The 16,174-nt window shown below is 72.0% G+C and carries 18 protein-coding genes; 10 read left to right on the plus strand and 8 right to left on the minus strand.

Annotated features, from left to right (window positions below; translation table 11 throughout):
* Positions 1 to 91: 91 nt before the first annotated feature.
* Positions 92 to 1,003 (plus strand): serine protein kinase RIO, encoded by a 912-nt coding sequence (locus N865_RS16185; RefSeq protein WP_034808155.1) that lies wholly within the window; start codon positions 92 to 94, stop codon positions 1,001 to 1,003.
* Positions 1,004 to 1,294: 291 nt separating this feature from the next.
* Here the strand turns inward: N865_RS16185 and N865_RS16190 are convergent, their stop codons facing one another.
* Genes N865_RS16190 through N865_RS16200 form a run of 3 tightly spaced genes read right to left on the minus strand, consistent with a single transcriptional unit; the run spans position 1,295 to position 4,257 of the window.
* A complete protein-coding gene (locus tag N865_RS16190; protein WP_051510755.1) occupies positions 1,295 to 1,927 on the minus strand; it encodes a nitroreductase family protein in 633 nt (210 codons plus the stop codon).
* Positions 1,927 to 3,336, minus strand: coding sequence for a proline--tRNA ligase (gene proS / locus N865_RS16195; RefSeq protein WP_034808157.1), 1,410 nt, complete (start codon positions 3,334 to 3,336; stop codon positions 1,927 to 1,929). The genes N865_RS16190 and proS overlap by 1 nt, the downstream gene beginning before the upstream one ends.
* A 45-nt stretch (positions 3,337 to 3,381) precedes the next feature.
* The gene (locus N865_RS16200) at positions 3,382 to 4,257 is read right to left on the minus strand and encodes a hypothetical protein (protein WP_034808159.1); all 876 of its coding nucleotides are present in this window, start codon (positions 4,255 to 4,257) and stop codon (positions 3,382 to 3,384) included.
* Between the two features lie 280 nt (positions 4,258 to 4,537).
* Here N865_RS16200 and N865_RS16205 point away from each other — a divergent pair, with 280 nt between their 5' ends.
* From N865_RS16205 to N865_RS16225, 5 genes are all read left to right on the plus strand, one after another.
* Positions 4,538 to 4,924 (plus strand): hypothetical protein, encoded by a 387-nt coding sequence (locus N865_RS16205; protein WP_157557737.1) that lies wholly within the window; start codon positions 4,538 to 4,540, stop codon positions 4,922 to 4,924.
* 46 nt (positions 4,925 to 4,970) lie between these two features.
* Positions 4,971 to 5,594, plus strand: a complete 624-nt coding sequence (locus N865_RS16210; protein ID WP_084328301.1) for a carboxymuconolactone decarboxylase family protein — start codon at positions 4,971 to 4,973, stop codon at positions 5,592 to 5,594.
* A gap of 11 nt (positions 5,595 to 5,605) precedes the next feature.
* Complete coding sequence (gene sigJ / locus N865_RS16215; RefSeq protein ID WP_034808191.1) at positions 5,606 to 6,487, plus strand: RNA polymerase sigma factor SigJ; 882 nt, start codon at positions 5,606 to 5,608, stop codon at positions 6,485 to 6,487.
* A gap of 127 nt (positions 6,488 to 6,614) precedes the next feature.
* Positions 6,615 to 7,136, plus strand: coding sequence for an RNA polymerase sigma factor (locus tag N865_RS16220; RefSeq protein ID WP_084328302.1), 522 nt, complete (start codon positions 6,615 to 6,617; stop codon positions 7,134 to 7,136).
* Positions 7,133 to 8,065, plus strand: coding sequence for a hypothetical protein (locus tag N865_RS16225; protein ID WP_034808162.1), 933 nt, complete (start codon positions 7,133 to 7,135; stop codon positions 8,063 to 8,065). Before N865_RS16220 ends, N865_RS16225 begins: the two co-directional genes overlap by 4 nt.
* A gap of 87 nt (positions 8,066 to 8,152) precedes the next feature.
* On the opposite strand, the gene N865_RS16230 is transcribed toward N865_RS16225, so the two are convergent.
* Together N865_RS16230 and N865_RS16235 are read right to left on the minus strand one after the other, a co-directional pair.
* On the minus strand, positions 8,153 to 9,064 hold the full coding sequence (locus N865_RS16230; RefSeq protein WP_051510760.1) for an HpcH/HpaI aldolase/citrate lyase family protein: 912 nt from the start codon (positions 9,062 to 9,064) through the stop codon (positions 8,153 to 8,155).
* Positions 9,065 to 9,070: 6 nt separating this feature from the next.
* Positions 9,071 to 10,156, minus strand: a complete 1,086-nt coding sequence (locus N865_RS16235) for an HpcH/HpaI aldolase/citrate lyase family protein (protein ID WP_034808164.1) — start codon at positions 10,154 to 10,156, stop codon at positions 9,071 to 9,073.
* An 88-nt stretch (positions 10,157 to 10,244) separates the two neighbouring features.
* Here N865_RS16235 and N865_RS16240 point away from each other — a divergent pair, with 88 nt between their 5' ends.
* Genes N865_RS16240 through N865_RS16255 form a run of 4 tightly spaced genes read left to right on the plus strand, consistent with a single transcriptional unit; the run spans position 10,245 to position 13,873 of the window.
* Complete coding sequence (locus N865_RS16240) at positions 10,245 to 10,757, plus strand: hypothetical protein (protein WP_051510762.1); 513 nt, start codon at positions 10,245 to 10,247, stop codon at positions 10,755 to 10,757.
* Positions 10,758 to 10,775: 18 nt separating this feature from the next.
* On the plus strand, positions 10,776 to 12,080 hold the full coding sequence (locus tag N865_RS16245; protein WP_034808166.1) for a magnesium transporter MgtE N-terminal domain-containing protein: 1,305 nt from the start codon (positions 10,776 to 10,778) through the stop codon (positions 12,078 to 12,080).
* The gene (locus N865_RS16250; protein WP_051510764.1) at positions 12,077 to 12,673 is read left to right on the plus strand and encodes a DUF1003 domain-containing protein; all 597 of its coding nucleotides are present in this window, start codon (positions 12,077 to 12,079) and stop codon (positions 12,671 to 12,673) included. Before N865_RS16245 ends, N865_RS16250 begins: the two co-directional genes overlap by 4 nt.
* A gap of 57 nt (positions 12,674 to 12,730) precedes the next feature.
* Positions 12,731 to 13,873 (plus strand): Mrp/NBP35 family ATP-binding protein, encoded by a 1,143-nt coding sequence (locus N865_RS16255; RefSeq protein ID WP_034808168.1) that lies wholly within the window; start codon positions 12,731 to 12,733, stop codon positions 13,871 to 13,873.
* Between the two features lie 84 nt (positions 13,874 to 13,957).
* On the opposite strand, the gene tatB is transcribed toward N865_RS16255, so the two are convergent.
* The 3 genes from tatB to N865_RS23345 all read right to left on the minus strand — a co-directional run.
* Positions 13,958 to 14,305, minus strand: coding sequence for a Sec-independent protein translocase protein TatB (tatB, locus tag N865_RS16260; protein WP_034808170.1), 348 nt, complete (start codon positions 14,303 to 14,305; stop codon positions 13,958 to 13,960).
* Between the two features lie 54 nt (positions 14,306 to 14,359).
* A complete protein-coding gene (locus tag N865_RS16265) occupies positions 14,360 to 15,946 on the minus strand; it encodes a S1C family serine protease (protein WP_034808172.1) in 1,587 nt (528 codons plus the stop codon).
* The coding region (locus N865_RS23345) for a hypothetical protein (RefSeq protein WP_211244917.1) at positions 15,943 to 16,174 on the minus strand (232 nt) is incomplete at its 5' end. The genes N865_RS23345 and N865_RS16265, both read right to left, overlap by 4 nt.

The raw sequence follows: 16,174 nt of genomic DNA on the forward strand, positions 1-16,174 counted from the left end.
GCGCACGGCCGCCGCACGAACCCAAGGAGGGTGACATGTCGATCACGGTCCCGGGCATGCCTGCCCACATTTCTTCAACCTTGGAGTTCCCTTGTCATTCAATGCATTTCAGAACAGCTCGTTCGACGAGCTAGATCTCACGTCCTTCGAGGGACACCGCCGCTTCGGAGAGCAGCCGGAGTCGTATGCCGTCGACACCGATCCTGACGGCCCCCCGGAAGGCGACCGCTGGTCGAGCTGGGACGGCGCCACGCACGGGCCGAAGCCCCGACCCGACTGGGTCATCACCGATCTCGGCGCGGTCGAGGCGGACCTCGGGGTCCTCAAGACCGGCAAGGAGGCCGACGTCCACCTCGTCCGGCGCTGGGTCCCGGGCGATGCCGGCCGCGACGTCCTCATGGCGGGCAAGCGCTACCGGTCGAGCGACCACCGGATGTTCCACCGCGACGCGGGGTACCTCGAGGGTCGGCGCGTCCGGAAGTCCCGCGAGACACGGGCGATGCGGACCCGGACGTCGTTCGGCAAGCAGCTCATCAGCGGCCTCTGGGCGTTCGCGGAGTTCGAGACGCTCGTCCGGCTCTGGAACGAGGGCCTGCCGGTTCCCTACCCGGTCCAGATGGGCGAGGACGAGATGCTGATGGAGTTCATCGGCAGCCCCGGCGGCGAGGCGGCCCCGCGCCTGGCCCAGACCCGACCGGGCGCGGACGTCCTGCCCGAGCTCTTCGAGCAGCTGAGAGCCGCGATGATCCGGCTCGCCGAGCTCGGGTGGGCTCACGGTGACCTCTCGCCCTACAACGTCCTCCTCGACGAGCGAGGCGGGAGCCCCCGGCTCGTCCTCATCGACTGGCCGCAGGTCGTCGACGTGATCGGCAACCCGCACGGTCCGGAGTTCCTCGAACGGGACGCACGCAACATGTGTGACTGGTTCACCCGCAGGGGGTACGAGGTGGACGAGGGGATGTTCTTCGGCGACCTCATGGCTGCGGCGACGTCGCGCTGGTGAGGAACCGAGGCAACGGGGGAGGCCACGCGTTCGTGGCGTGACCTCCCCCGCCCTCCCCTCCCGGGTGCGCGCCGGGCGTGCGGCGCGCCCGGGCCCCTCCTGATGGCTACGGCTCGTTGTCGGCTGGGCGTCCAGTGACGACAGGACTGTGGCGGGACGGCGACTGTGACGGGGGTCACTCCCAAGAGCCGAAGGTACACCCGGCGTCGACGTCGCGAGCCCGTTCCGGAAAACCCGGTCGGGTCGCTCGCCGTGCCTCAGCCCGGGACCTTCTGCGGGCAGTGCGGCGGCCTAGTCGTCGAGGAAGTCGGCGGGGTGCCCGAACGTCTCGGCATGGACGAACGCGGAGAGCGGCAGCCGCGTGCGCGGGAGCCGCGAGCGCGCCTGGAGCCAGCCGGGGACGTCCCACTCCTCACCGTGCGTGGCGGGCAGGCCGAGCGCGATCCCGGTCGTGACGGCCCAGTGCGCCGGCACGGCGAACCGCCGCGCCGCGGCGGCGTGGTCGAACCCGCCGAACTGGCGCACCTGCAGGCCCATCGACCGCGCCTGGACCGTGATGTGGGCAACGGCCTGCCCGAGGTCGAACATCGCGTAGTCGCTGTAGGCGATCTCGTGGTCCTCGTCGGTCGCCACCTGGTGCAGGGTGAGGATGATCGCCGACGCGGCCGGCGCCCAGACCTGGTTGGCCGCGGAGAGCACCTCGACGATCGCGGCGTGCGTCGCGTCGCCGCGGCGACCGACGATGAAGCCCCACGGCTGCGAGTTGCCGGCGGAGGGCGCCCAGCGAGCGGCCTCGAGGATGGCCCGGAGCGCAGCGGGCGAGAGCACGTGGGACCGGTCGTAGATCATGACGCTCTCGCGCTGGCGCAGGAGCGGCGTCAGGATCTCGGGCTGACCGCCCTCCCGCGAACCCGGGTGGGACATCAGTAGGCCCGGCCCACGACCGCCAGCACGCCCGCCTCGTCCTCGCTGCGCGGCACCGAACCGTCCGGCATGGTGAGGCAGCGCACGGTGATCGCCGACTCGGCGAGCCGTGCCTCGCCCTCGGGCCCGAGGTCGGCCCAGGGAATCGTCGCCCACCCGGTGCGGGCCGCCTCGGCGGCGTCGTCGACCGTCGCTACGGCGGCGGTGTGGGCGTCCTTGTGGGCGAGGGCAGCGGCATACAGGGCCTCGTGGTCGGTGTCGAGCGCCGAGAGGACCTCGGGGACGAGGCCTCGGAGCCCGACGGCCGACTTGCCCCCCGCGATCCGCCGCGCGACCGTGACCGACCCCTCGGCGAGGTCACGCGGGCCCACCTCGACGCGGATCGGGATGCCCTTGAGCTCGGCGTCGACGGCACGTCGACCGAAGGGCGTGTCGACGCGGGCGTCGAGCTCGGCTCGCACCCCCTGCGCGACGAGGTCGTCGACGACCTGGCGCGCCGCCTCGACGACTCCCTCGCCCTCCTTGACGACCATGACGAGGACCTGGACCGGTGCCAGGCGCGGCGGGACCCGGAGCCCTGCGTCGTCGCCATGGGCCATGATGAGGCCGCCGACCATCCGCGTCGACGTGCCCCACGATGTCGTCCACGCGAGCTCCTGGCGGCCCTCGTCGGAGAGGTAGGTGATGTCGAAGGCCTTGGCGAAGTTCTGGCCGAGCTCGTGCGAGGTGCCCATCTGCAGCGCCTTGCCGTCGCGCATCATCCCCTCGAGCGCGAGGGTGTTGGTGGCCCCGGCGAAGCGCTCCCGCGCAGTCTTGCGGCCGAGCACGACCGGCATGGCGAGCATCTCGCGCATGAAGGCGGCGTAGACGTCCTCGTGGATCCGCTTCGCGTAGAGGCGCGCGTCCTCCTCGGTCGCGTGCGCCGTGTGGCCCTCCTGCCAGAGGAACTCGCTCGTCCGGAGGAAGATCCTCGGGCGCAGCTCCCACCGGACGACGTTGGCCCACTGGTTGAGCAGGAGCGGCAGGTCGCGGTAGCTCTGCGTCCACTTCGCCATGAACTCGCCGATGACGGTCTCCGACGTGGGGCGGACGACGACGGGCTCCTCGAGCTCCTTGCCACCGGCGTGCGTGACGACGGCGAGCTCGGGGCTGAAGCCCTCGACGTGCTCGGCCTCGCGCGTGAGGTAGGACTCCGGGATGAAGAGCGGGAAGTAGGCGTTGCGCGCGCCCGCCTCCTTGATCCGGCGGTCCATGTCGGACTGCATCCGCTCCCAGATGGAGTAGCCGTACGGCCGGATGACCATGGTTCCGCGAACCGGCCCGTTGTCGGCGAGCTCCGCCTTGGCGATGACGTCCTGGTACCAGCGAGGGAAGTCTTCGGACTGCGGGGTGAGCACGCTCTTGGCCATGCGCAGATCCTAGGCGGCGGCCCGGGCGTGGGCGCGGGCCCCCGCTCAGACCCGGTGCATCGTCGCGACCATGAACGCCTGCCAGGCCTCGCGCGAGCCGGCGAGCTCGCCGGGGCCGCCGGCCTCCTCGAGGATCTTCGTCGTCACGTCTCGCGTCGTGTCGTCCCACTCCCCCGTGACCTCGACGTCGGTCCGGCCCCACACGTGACGGCACATCGCCTGGACGGCCTGGACCTGCGCCCCGGAGCGCCGGATGAGGCGCGGCCGCTCGTCGCCGAACCGCCCGATGTCGACGTGGACGTGGTTGGTGTGGGCGCCGTCAAAGAGGTAGGTGAGGACGTCGGCGAACTCGTGGTGCAGTCCCGCCGCGGTGCGCCAGTAGGCCGCGAGCCGTCGGCGCCGCTCGGAGGCAGGAGCGTCGCGCCAGAGGTCGTAGCGCAGCGAGACGAGGTCCTTGCCGCCCCCGCGGAGCCGCGCGAGGTCGAAGGCCTGCCCCGAGCTGTGCCACGAGGTCGCCGACTTCGGGGCCCACGCGCCGTACGACCTCACCTCGTCGGGGTCCTGACCGAGGTGGGTCCGGTGCAGCGCCAGCCAGGCGTCGAGCCGCCTGCCGAACGCCTCGTCGACGTAGTAGGTCGCCCGCCTCCCGCTCACCTCGTAGACGTATGCCGCTGAGCCGACGCTGCGACGCGCCTGCAGGGCCGTCGAGTCGACCGGCCGCGGGCGCATCCACACCTCGCGGGGCAACGGGCCGGAGAGCCCGGGCACCTCGGGGAGGCCAGGGAGGCCGACGCCGCGGGACACGGCATACGTGCCGGTGGCTGCGACGACGCCGAGGGCTCCGAGCGTCAGGAGGCGGCGGCGGCTCACCTGGCCGCGCTCCTCGCCCGTCGGCACCGGGTCCGGCGTGTCCTCCCTCATGCCGAGACCAACGTGGCAGGGGCCCTCGCGGGTTCCGCTCCCGGCGGCAGCGTGGCGCGCGCGCTTCCGGCAGGCCGGATGTGGCTGTCGCCCCTACGCTCTGGGCGTGGACCGAGACGAGGGTGGACGCGACGATCCGTCCTCGGGACAGCGGCGGTCGGCCTCCCCGGCATCGTGACGGCATCCGGGCGGGGCCGCTCGAGACCGAGGGCCTGGTGGGTACGGCGCGCTGCGCATCGCCTGCGACCTCGTCCCCGACCGCGTGCGAGGGGTCGTGGCGGTGAGCGCGGCGCTCTGGCGGCGGGCCGGCGAGACGCCGGCCGGGGCCTTCGACGACCGGGCGGACTACCAGCGCAACTCGGTCTTCGAGCGGATCGGCGGACTCGCTCGCCTTCGGGTCCGGATCGACTGCGGCACTTCGGACCCCTTCATCGCCGCCAACCGGTTCCCCGCGCAGAGGCTCACCCGCGCCACAGCTCGGTTCACGTCCGGCGGCCATGACGAGCTACTGGCGTGCACAGGCGCCGGACGAGATGGCGTGGGCGGCCGCGACGACGTGACCCCCGGTTCGATGTATCTGCGAGCGCCAGAGGGCGCGGCGATACATCGAACCGGGGGACGGTGCGGGGATGTCACACCTCAGGAGTCGCGCGTGTCCACGCTCTGACGGCGCCGTCACCCGCGGCGCCCGCGATCCTGGAGGAAGGACCACGATGACCACCCCCACCGCCCACCGCATCACCACGCCCACTGCCACTCCGATCGCACCTGTGAGCACCGAGCGCTCCGCACGCGTGCCCCTCGAACACCGGCCGACGCTCTTCGTCCGGCTCGTCTCTGGGTGGAGCCGGCGGCGCTACGGGACGGTGCTCGAGCCCGGCCTCGCGATGCTGCACAACCGGCGCGTCCTGATGTCGGTCTCGCGGTTCGAGATGTCCGTCGAGAAGTGGTCGAGCGTCGAGTCGGGCCTCAAGGACCTCGCCTGTGCGGCTGTGGCGGCGGGGATCGGCTGCAGCTGGTGCATGGACTTCGGTTGGTACGTGTCACGCAACAACGGCCTCGACGTCCGCAAGCTCGAGCACCTGACCGACTGGCGCGACGCCGATGTCTACACGCCGCTCGAGCGGTCGGTGCTGGCCTATGCGGAGGCCATGACCGCCACCCCGCCCGAGGTGACCGACGAGATGGTCGCCGACCTCCGAGGGCACCTCTCCGACGGGCAGCTCGTCGAGCTGACTGAGATGATCTCGCTCGAGAACCTCCGCTCCCGGACGAACTCGGCCCTCGGCCTCACGAGCCAGGGCTTCAAGGACCACTGTGAGGTGCCAGCCCGGTGAACGACCCCGGCATGAACGACCCCCGCAGCAACGATGCGGCCGCCACGTTCGAGGACCACCGCCGCCTCCTCGTCGGCGCCGCCTACCGCCTGCTCGGCAGCCACTCGGACGCCGAGGACGTCGTGCAGGAGGTCTGGATCCGCTGGAGCACGGTCGACGCGTCCACGATCGACGAGCCGCGCGCCTACCTCCTCACGATCACGACCCGGCTCGCGCTGAACCGTTTGCGGCAGCTGAGAACCCGTCGCGAGAGCTATGTCGGCCCGTGGCTGCCGGAGCCGGTGTCGAGCGACCCCCGCGATGACGGCGCGGCTGCGGCGGAGCTCGCTGACGACGTGTCGATGGCGATGCTCATCGTCCTCGAGTCCCTGAGCCCGCTCGAGCGCGCGGCCTTCGTGCTCGCCGACGTCTTCGGTATGCCGTCCGGCGAGGTCGCGGGGGCGCTCGACCGCTCTCCCGCCGCCGTCCGCCAGCTCGTGCACCGCGCCCGTTCACACATCGAGGCCCGCCAGCCACGGACGGTCGTCGACACGGCCCGACACCGTGAGGTCACCGAGCGCTTCCTGGCCGCGGCGACGAACGGCGACCTCGCGGGGCTTGTCGCCGTGCTCTCCCCCGATGTCACGCTGGTGACCGACGGCGGCGGTGTCCGCAGGGCAGCGCTACGGCCGATCCACTCGGCTGACAAGGTGATTCGTTGGCTCTTCGGTGTGATGGGTCGCAGGGACGCCGAACCCGTGACCGCCCGCCTCCAGGTCGTCAACGGGGAGACGGCCGTCGTGCTCGATACAGCGGAGGGCATCGACTCGGTCTGGTTCGTCACCGTCGAGGACGACCGGGTCAGCGAGGTCCACGCGATCCGCAACCCCGACAAGCTCGGCGCCATCACCTGACAACCCCCGCTTCGATGTATCCGCGCGAGCCAGGGGCCGCGGGGTTACATCGAATCCGGGGTAGGGGTCGCCTCCGCCGTCGCCTGTCATACGGCAACCTTCTGCCGCGTCAGGCGTAGTACGGGACATGAGAGCGACAATCGAGCGGGGCGGGGGCGTGCACGAGGACTTTCGGGCTCTCTTCGACGGACATGCCACCCGGGTTGTGAGGCTGGCCGCGCTCCTCGGTGCCGAAGACCCCGAGGACGTGGCACAAGAGGCGTTCTGCCGTCTCTTCGAGAAGCGGGATCGGCTGCGCGGCGAGATCGCCGAGGCCGGCGCGTATCTCAACCGGACCGTCGTGAACCTGGTCCGTGACCGCCACCGGCGCAGCATGACCCACCGACGGCTCGGACTGCTCAACCGTCGCGACGACGAGCGCCAGGAACCGTCCGCGGAGGAGCTCGGCGTCCGGGCCGACGACCACCGGCGTGTGAGTGCCGCGCTGCGGGCTATAGCGCCACGGCGCCGAGAGGCCGTGGTCCTGCGCTACTGGCTCGACCTGTCGTACGCGGACATCGCCGTCGTCATGGGCACGAGTCTCGGCTCGGCCAAGTCATCGGTCTCCCGAGGCCTCGACGACCTGTACGCCCACCTGGAGGAGTCATGAACAACAGGGAACACCTCGCGCACGAGCTGCTCGACGCCGAGGCACGCAGCCACGACGTCGACACCGAGCGGCTCTGGAACGAGCTCGAGGGCCGACTGTGGGGCCAAGGCGCCGGAACCGGTGCCCACCGGCACTCGAGGCTTGCCGTTGCCGCGGCGGCCGCCGTCACCGCAGCTGTGGCCGGCACCGCGATCTGGGCGACCGGGCACGGCCAGGGGCCGACGCCTGCGCCCGCCTCCTCGAGCTCGGCTGCCACGGCGACGAGCCGCTCGTCCACCCCGGTGACGACCGACGACCGGCCAACGGCGACGCCTACCCCACCGAGAGCGACTGCCACGGCTGACCAGACGCCGGTGACAACAGTCCCACCGGCCGCGCCTGCACTGTCAGAGGGCAACCTCATGCGGTCCACCGACTACCGGACTGCGGGATGGCTCGTCGGCTCGATCGCCACGGCCACCGGGTGGGGGCAGTCGGCCATCTCGGTGTGCCAGGACAGCCTTGCCGGGCCGGACAAGGACGTCGAGGCGGTCTACACCGGTGTCGGCTATCACGATCTCCCGGGTCGACAGCTCGTCACGAACCAGTACGTCGTGGCGTTCAGGGACGGCGCGAGCGCCGAGCGGGCCGCGACCGGGGTCGCTGGCTGGGGTGCGCGCTGTCAGCAGCTCGACCGGGTCGCGCTGCGGGGCGCGATCGTCACGGCCACCCCAGCTCGACAGGTGGGGCTTCCCGGGGGCAGCGACGGCCAGTGGTACACGATCTCGGTGACGCAGTCGGACGGAACCCGCCACGCCGAGCTCGTGTCCGTCGTCCGGGCGCAGGACCGGCTGTCGGTCGCCGTGCTCTCCGAGAGCAACCCGGCAGGCTCCGTCGACGCCGTGGACGGCGTCGCCCTCCTGACCCGGGCGGCAGCGCGGCTGGGCTGAGTCGCCCCGCCCACCCCCCCGGTTCGATGTATCGCCGCGGCCCCTGGCACGCGCGGATACATCGAACCGGGGGGGTCACGGGGTCGGTCAGCGGCCGAGCGCGGCGATCGCCTCGGCCGTGGCGAGGACCTTGCGCGCGGTGTCGACGTGGAGGTTCTCGATGAGCCGCCCATTGACCGTCGCCACGCCGCGGCCCTCGGCCTGCGCCGCCTCGAAGGCCGCGATCACCGCACGTGCGTCGGCGACCTGGGCCTCGCTCGGTGCGAACACCTCGTTGCAGGGCTCGACCTGACCCGGATGGATCAGCGTCTTGCCGTCGAAGCCCAGCTCGCGACCCTGACAAGCCTCCGCACGAAAGCCGTCGGCGTCCTTGACGTCGTTGTAGACGCCGTCGACGACGGCGACCCCGGCCGCCCGCGCCGCGAGGATCGCGAGCTGGAGGGAGGTCTGGATCGCCGCACGACCCGGCGCGAAGCTCGCCCCGAGCTCCTTGTAGAGGTCGTTCGTGCCCAGAACGAGGCAGGCGAGCCGGTCGGAGGCACGGGCGATCTCCTCGGCGTGGAGCACGGCGACCGGCGTCTCGACCATCGCCCACAGCCGCGTGCGCTCGGGCGCGCCGGCGGCCTCCATCGCGGCGACGAGCTCGCGCACCTCGTCGGCCGAGCCCACCTTGGGCACGACGACGGCGTCGGGGCCGGCCGCGCACGCCGCCGCCAGATCGGCGTCGTGCCACTGCGAGCCGAGCCCGTTGACGCGGATCGTCAGCTCGCGGCGGCCGTACTCGCCCGACCGCACTGCGGCACAGGCGTTCTCGCGCGCGACCTCCTTCGCGTCGGGAGCGACGGCATCCTCGAGGTCGAGGATGAGCGCGTCCACCGCGAGGGTCTTCGCCTTCTCGAGGGCGCGCTCGTTGGAGCTCGGCATGTAGAGGACCGACCGTCGCGGACGGAAGGCCGTCGCGTCGGGTCCCGAGGCGTATGCCGCTGACTCAGCAACCATGGGAGGTCACCCTTCCTGCGTGGCGGGCTCGACGGCATACAGCTCGGCGAGCGCGGGGTCGGTCCGGGCGAGACGCTCGGCGAGCTCGACGATGACGAGGCACTGCTTGAGGCTCGCGTCGTCCTCCATCTTCCCGTCGAGCATCACGGCTCCCGTGCCGTCACCCATCGCGGCGACGACGCGGCGCGCGTGCGCGACGTCCTCGGCCGTCGGGCTGAAGACCCGCTTGGCGATCTCGATCTGAACGGGGTGCAGCGACCACGTCCCGACGCAGCCGAGGAGGAAGGCGTTGCGGAACTGGTCCTCGCAGGCGACGACGTCGGCGATGTCGCCGAACGGGCCGTAGTACGGGAGGATCCCGTGCATCGCACACGCGTCGACCATGCGCGCGATGGTGTAGTGCCAGAGGTCCTGCTGGTAGGTCGCGCGGGGACCGTGGACCTCTCCCCTGATGTCGCCCTCGACGGGGTCCTGGCGCACGAGGTAGCCGGGGTGTCCCCCGCCGACCCGGGTCGTCTTCATCCGGCGGTCGGCGGCCAGGTCGGCCGGGCCGAGCGAGAGGCCCTGCATGCGCGGGGACGCTCCGCAGATCTCCTCGACGTTGGCCATGCCGCGGGCAGTCTCGAGGATCGCGTGGACGAGGATCGGGCGGCTCAGGCCGGCCTTGGCCTCGAGCTGGGCGAGGAGCCGGTCGACGTAGTGGATGTCCTCGGCCCCCTGGACCTTCGGGACCATGATGACGTCGAGCTTGTCGCCGATCTCGGTGACGAGCGTCGTCAGGTCGTCGAGCGCCCACGGGCTGTCGAGCGCGTTGACGCGTGTCCAGAGCTGGGTGTGCTCGCCGAAGTCGGTCGCCTTCGCGATGGCGACGAGGCCCGCTCGCGCCGCCTCCTTGCGGTCGGCCTTGACCGCGTCCTCGAGGTTGCCGAGGAGGACGTCGACCGTCCCGACCATGGCCGGCACCTTCGCCGCCATCTTCTCGTTGCTCGGGTCGAAGAAGTGGATGACGCGGGACGGCCGGGCCGGCACCTGGGTGATCGGGGCCGGCGCCCCCACCGCGAGGGGCTTGAAGAAGTCCTTGGGACTGCGCATGGGCGTCAACGTAGCAACGGGACGCAGCGCGACGTTATGACCGCAGTCACGTGCACGCGAGAGCGACGGAAGTCACTACTGTGGCCGTGTGACAGCGCAGCCCGGCCCCGACGGCAACCCCCTCCTCGTGGAGGCCATGTCCAGGTCCGCCCTCCTCTGGATCGACGTCCCCGAGGACCGGGTCTGGCCCGCCTGGCACGTCTGGCAGGACGGCACCGCCTACGTCGTGAGCGGCCCCGGCGAGCAGCCGCTGCCGTGGCTGCCCAAGGAGGTCCGCCTCATCCTCCGGAGCAAGGACACCGGAGGGCGGCTCGTCACGACCCGGGCCCGGGCCGAGATCCTCTACCCCGGGACGCCGCAGTGGGACGTCGCGGCCGAGCTGCTCAAGGCCTCGCGCCTCAACGCCGTCGACGACTCGGTGACGCGCTGGGCGGCCGAGTGCACCATCACCGCGCTCACGCCCTACGGCGACCCGGTCGAGTCGCCCGGGGAGTATGCCGCCGACGACCACCGCGCGCGGCCGGCCCGCACCACCGCGACGACGACGTCCTGGCGCCCGTGGCACTGGCACGGGCGTGCCCGGCGCCGACGCAAGGGCTGACCCCATAGCCTTGGACGCATGAGTGCGAGCACCCGCGTCTTCGTCGCGCGCCTGACCGGACTGAGCGTCTTCGACCCGCTCGGTGACCAAGTGGGCCGGGTCCGCGACGTCGTGGTCATGTTCTCGCCCAACCGGCCCCAGCCCCGCGTCATCGGCCTCGTCGTCGAGGTCCCCGGCCGTCGGCGCGTCTTCGTGCCGATGACCCGGGTCACTTCTATCGACGCGGGCGCCGTCATCACGACCGGCCTGGTCAACATGCGCCGCTTCGAGCAGCGCACCAACGAGGTCCTCGTCGCGGCCGAGCTGTTCGACCGGCGCGTCACCGTCACCGCCAACGACGCCGTCGAGGCCGGTTTCGGCGACGCCATCGTCGAGGACATCGCCATCGAGCAGACCGCCCGCCGCGACTGGCTCGGCGTCAAGGTGTTCGTCCGACAGACCTCGGGGGTCTCCTCGGCCTCGCGTGCCATGTCGCGCCTCACCCGGCGCCGCTCCGGCAAGACGATGCTCGTCGACATCCGCGACGTCGTCGGCCTGCACGAGCAGTCCGCAGAGCAGAGTGCCGAGCGCCTCCTCGAGACGTACGACGACCTCAAGGTCGCCGACCTCGCCGAGGTCATCCACGACCTCAACCCCAAGCGCCGCGCCGAGGTGGCGGCCGCGCTCGACGACGAGCGGCTCGCCGACGTCCTCGAGGAGCTCCCCGAGGACGACCAGGTCGAGATCATCGGGGGCCTCGCCACCGAGCGCGCCGCCGACGTCCTCGAGGCGATGGAGCCCGACGACGCGGCCGACCTCCTCGCCGACCTGCCGCCCGACCAGGCGGAGGAGCTGCTCCAGCTCATGGAGCCCGACGAGGCCGCCCCGCTCCGGCGCCTGCTCTCCTACGACGAGAAGACCGCCGGCGGCATGATGACGACCGAGCCGGTCGTCCTCGCCCCCGAGGCGACGATCGCCGAGGCCCTCGCCATGGTCCGCCGCGAGGAGCTCGCCCCGGCCCTCGCGACGATGGTCTACGTGTGCCGGCCGCCGCTCGAGGCACCGACCGGCCGCTACCTCGGGCTCGTCCACATCCAGCGCCTGCTCCGCGAGCCCCCGCACGGCGCCGTCGGCTCGATCATCGACAAGGAGATGGAGCCGGTCCCCGCCAACGCGTCCCTCGAGACCGTGACGCGGACCCTCGCGACGTACAACCTCGTGTCCCTGCCGGTCGTCGACGACGACGGGCGGCTCATCGGCGCGGTCACGGTCGACGACGTGCTCGACCACATCCTCCCGGAGGACTGGCGTGAGGAGCGGCACGAGCTGGAGGTGAACCCGTGAGCGAGCGCGCCGAGCGCCGACCGGGCTCCCGTCCGGTCCGCGGCGACAAGCTCGACCAGCCGCAGGAGCAGCGCGCGTCGCTCCTGCCGCGGGTCGACCTGTCTCAGGAGGCGTTCGGGGTCCTGTCGGAGAAGTTCGCGCGGTTCATGGGCACCCCGGGCTTCATCATCGGCATGACGGTCTTCGTCACGGTGTGGCTGGCCTGGAACACCTTCATGCCCCGCAGCCAGCAGTTCGACCCGCGCGAGACCAACTACACGCTGCTGACGCTCATCCTGTCCCTCCAGGCGTCGTATGCCGCTCCCCTCATCCTCCTCGCGCAGAACCGGCAGGCTGACCGCGACCGGGTGGCCCTCGAGCAGGATCGGGCCCGTGACGAGCGCAACCTCGCCGACACCGAGTTCCTGACGCGCGAGGTCGCCTCGCTCCGGCTCGCACTGCGCGAGCAGGCCACCCGCGACTTCGTCCGCTCGGAGCTCCGCACGCTCCTCGAAGAGCTCGAGGAGCGCTCCGTCATCCGCCGCGCCGACGACGACGGAGCCGACGAGGGCAGGCGCGCCCATGCGACCCGGGAGCCCCGCCACCCGGGGTGAGCGAGCGCACCCCGGGGGTGGTCGGGCCACCGAGCCCAGCGGCATACGATGGAGCACATGTCTGTCCCCGCACTGCCCAGCCGTGACGCCCTGCTGACGGCCCTGTCGAAGGTCAACGACCCCGAGATCCGCAAGCCGATCACCGAGCTCGGCATGGTCAAGTCGGTGGAGATCGACGACGCGGGCGCGGTGGCCCTCTCGATCTACCTCACCGTGTCGGGCTGCCCGATGAAGGACACCCTGACGAAGGACTCGTCGGCGGCCGTCCTCGCGGTGCCGGGCGTCACCTCCGTCGAGGTGACGCTCGACGTGATGAGCGACGAGCAGCGCGCGGCCCTGCGCCAGCAGCTGCGCGGCGGCGCTCCCGAGAAGGAGATCCCCTTCGCCAAGCCGAGCTCGCTGACGCGCGTGTATGCCGTGGCGTCCGGCAAGGGCGGCGTCGGCAAGTCCTCCGTGACCGTCAACCTGGCCGCGGCGATGGCCGAGCAGGGGCTGCGCGTCGGCGTCGTCGACGCGGACGTCTACGGCTTCTCCGTGCCCCGGATGCTCGGCGTCGAGCAGCGCCCGACCCAGGTCGACGACATGATCCTGCCGCCCATCGCACACGACGTGAAGGTCATCTCGATCGGGATGTTCGTGCCGGGCAACCAGCCGGTCGTCTGGCGCGGCCCCATGCTCCACCGGGCGCTCCAGCAGTTCCTCGGTGACGTCTTCTGGGGTGACCTCGACGTGCTCCTGCTCGACCTGCCCCCGGGCACGGGCGACATCGCCATCTCGGTCGCGCAGCTCATCCCGACGGCCGAGATCCTCGTCGTCACGACGCCGCAGCAGGCCGCGGCCGAGGTCGCCGAGCGGGCCGGCTCGATCGCCCTGCAGACGCACCAGCGCGTGGCCGGTGTCATCGAGAACATGTCGTGGCTCGAGCTGCCCGACGGCACGCGCCAGGAGATCTTCGGCTCGGGCGGTGGCCGCGCGGTCGCCGAGTCCCTGACGCGGAGCATCGGCGCCCCCGTCGAGCTGCTCGGCCAGATCCCGCTCGACACCCGGCTGCGCGAGGGCGGCGACACGGGCACGCCGGTCGTCCTCGGCGAGCCCGACTCCGCGGCGGGCGTGGCCCTGCGCGCCATCGCCAAGGGCCTCGCCTCCCGGGCGCGCGGCCTCGCCGGGCGCTCCCTGGGCCTCACGCCGGCCGGCCGCTGACCCCTCTCCCCGTATCGATGTGGTCCACGGTCGCGTGTGACCGTGGACCACATCGAACCGAGGGCTGACGGCTGGGGGCCGGTCCTACGTGGCCTCGCTGTCCCACGGAGTCGCGACCGACGGGTCGTGCCCCTTCGGGACGCTGACCGGCTTGTCGACGTACGGATCGACCGGCTCGTCGGGCGCGCTCAAGGCGTCGCGGACGATCTTGCGCGGGTCGTACTGCCGAGGGTCGTAGGCCCGCCAGTCGACGTCGGAGAACTCGGGCCCCATCTCCTCCTTGAGCTGCTCCTTGGCCCGGTCGGCCATGGCGCGCGCCTGCCGGACGAACCGGCCGAACTTGGCGGCGTACTCGGGCAGTCGCTCCGGCCCCAGCACGAGGACGGCGAGGACGCCGAGCAGGAGCAGCTCCCACCCGTTGATGTCGAACACAGTTCCTCACTTCCACGTGTACCGGAGGGCCATCCTACGGCCGGCGGCTGGGCGTCACTTCCCGGGATCGGCCTCGAGGGTCATGGGCAGGTCGATCTCGCGACCGTTGCGCACGACCTTGAGCGTGACCTTGTCGCCGACGGCCCGGGCCCGGATCGCGACGATGAGCTGGTCGGGGGTGCGGATGCGCCGGCCCTCGAACCCGATGATGACGTCGCCGGGCTTGACACCGGCCTTATCGGCCGGCCCGCCCGCGGTGACGGCGTCGGAGTCGGACAGGACCTGCGCGCCGTCGCCGGAGAAGGTCCGGTCGAGCTTGACGCCGATGACCGGGTGCGTCGCCTTGCCGGTGGCGATGAGCTGGTCCGCGGTGCGCCGGGCCTGGTCGCTGGGGATCGCGAAGCCGAGGCCGATGTTGCCGCCCGTCGACCCGGTCGTGCCCGGCACGCGCGCGATGGCCGAGTTGACCCCGATGACCTTGCCGCTCATGTCGAGAAGGGGGCCACCCGAGTTGCCCGGGTTGATGGCCGCGTCGGTCTGGATCGCGTTGATGTAGGAGGCCTCGTTGCCGCCGCCGGGGCTCACCGGGCGGTTGAGGGCGCTGACGATGCCGGTCGTGACGGTCTGCTCGAGCCCGAGGGGGGCGCCGACCGCAATCACCTGGTCGCCGACGACGACCTGGTCGGACGCGCCGAGCTGGAGGGGCTTGAGGTCGGTGCGGTCCATCTTCAGCACGGCGAGGTCATAGCTCGCGTCGCGGCCGACGATGCGCGCCTTCTCGGTGTCGCCGTTGCTCAGCAGGACGGTGATGTCACCACTGTCGGCCGCAGCCGAGACGACGTGGTTGTTGGTGAGGATGTGGCCGCGGGTGTCGACGACGAAGCCGGACCCGGTGTCGGAGCCCCCGTCGACGCTCACCTGGATCGTGACGACGCTGGGCAGCGCCGTCGCGGCGATGTTCGCGACCGAGCCCGCCGGCCGCGCCGTCGAGCCCGGACCGGGCTCGGGCAGGGGCGTGGAGCCGAGGGTCATCCGGTCGTCGATGAGTTGGCCGGCCACACCGCCGATGAGCCCCGAGGCGAGGCACATGGCGGCGATGAGCGCGATGAGGAGCCCACGACGCCGCCGGGGAGCAGCCCCAACAGCCGGGTGAGGTGTGGGAGGCGCGGCGTTCGACGGCGTGGCTGGGTCCTCCTCGAGGGGGACGGCCGACATCGGGGTCGGTGCGCCGGTCGACGTCATGGCGGGGACGGTCGGAGGGGCGTATGCCGCCCGGTGGGCCTCGTCGGCCAGGGCGTCGGCGCGGTCGCTGCCCCACGTCGCGTCGGCGCGCGCCGGGACTCCCGGACCCTCGGTCGGGTGCTCCGGGCCGAAGACGTCGAACCAGTCCACCGCGGTGTCGGGTGAGGAGCCACTGTCAGGTGAGGAGCCGCTGTCGGCTGAGGAGCCGACCGCGCGACCGGACGCGCCGCTCACTGGGCCGGGCGCGCCGTGGCCCGCGACCGGGTCGGGCACTCCCGGCTCGGGGATCGCCTGGGTCGCCGTGAGGTCGATGATCCCGGTCTCCTCGCGGGGTGCGGACTGCGGCTGGGCAGGCCCGTCGGGCCCCTGCGGATCGGGCGTGGTCGACTCGTCGCTCATGGCCTCGATTGTGCCGAACCGACGTTCGCGACACGAACGACACCCTGTTCGGCCCACCGGACCGAACCCTGGGCCGCGACGATCCAGATCGCGTCGGTCTCGGCCGAGCCGCCCGTGAACAGGGAGCCGGCTCCACCGGAGCGGCTGACGGCCCCGGCCGTCGTGGCCGTCGCGCCGGCGGCCGCCGGCCCGAGCCGCGCCCCTGGGAAGCCGGCCATCGCGGGGGCG

It is taken from the genome of Intrasporangium oryzae NRRL B-24470, from assembly GCF_000576595.1.
Classification (GTDB): domain Bacteria; phylum Actinomycetota; class Actinomycetes; order Actinomycetales; family Dermatophilaceae; genus Intrasporangium_C; species Intrasporangium_C oryzae.

Coding starts and splice junctions, on each gene's coding strand:
- N865_RS16190 (WP_051510755.1), bottom strand. CDS start 1,927: ATGTCCCACCCGGGTTCGCGGGAGGGCGGTCAGCCCGAGATCCTGACG.
- proS (WP_034808157.1), bottom strand. CDS start 3,336: ATGGCCAAGAGCGTGCTCACCCCGCAGTCCGAAGACTTCCCTCGCTGG.
- N865_RS16200 (WP_034808159.1), bottom strand. CDS start 4,257: ATGAGGGAGGACACGCCGGACCCGGTGCCGACGGGCGAGGAGCGCGGC.
- N865_RS16210 (WP_084328301.1), top strand. CDS start 4,971: ATGACCACCCCCACCGCCCACCGCATCACCACGCCCACTGCCACTCCG.
- sigJ (WP_034808191.1), top strand. CDS start 5,606: ATGAACGACCCCCGCAGCAACGATGCGGCCGCCACGTTCGAGGACCAC.
- N865_RS16220 (WP_084328302.1), top strand. CDS start 6,615: ATGAGAGCGACAATCGAGCGGGGCGGGGGCGTGCACGAGGACTTTCGG.
- N865_RS16225 (WP_034808162.1), top strand. CDS start 7,133: ATGAACAACAGGGAACACCTCGCGCACGAGCTGCTCGACGCCGAGGCA.
- N865_RS16230 (WP_051510760.1), bottom strand. CDS start 9,064: ATGGTTGCTGAGTCAGCGGCATACGCCTCGGGACCCGACGCGACGGCC.
- N865_RS16235 (WP_034808164.1), bottom strand. CDS start 10,156: ATGCGCAGTCCCAAGGACTTCTTCAAGCCCCTCGCGGTGGGGGCGCCG.
- N865_RS16245 (WP_034808166.1), top strand. CDS start 10,776: ATGAGTGCGAGCACCCGCGTCTTCGTCGCGCGCCTGACCGGACTGAGC.
- N865_RS16255 (WP_034808168.1), top strand. CDS start 12,731: ATGTCTGTCCCCGCACTGCCCAGCCGTGACGCCCTGCTGACGGCCCTG.
- N865_RS16265 (WP_034808172.1), bottom strand. CDS start 15,946: ATGAGCGACGAGTCGACCACGCCCGATCCGCAGGGGCCCGACGGGCCT.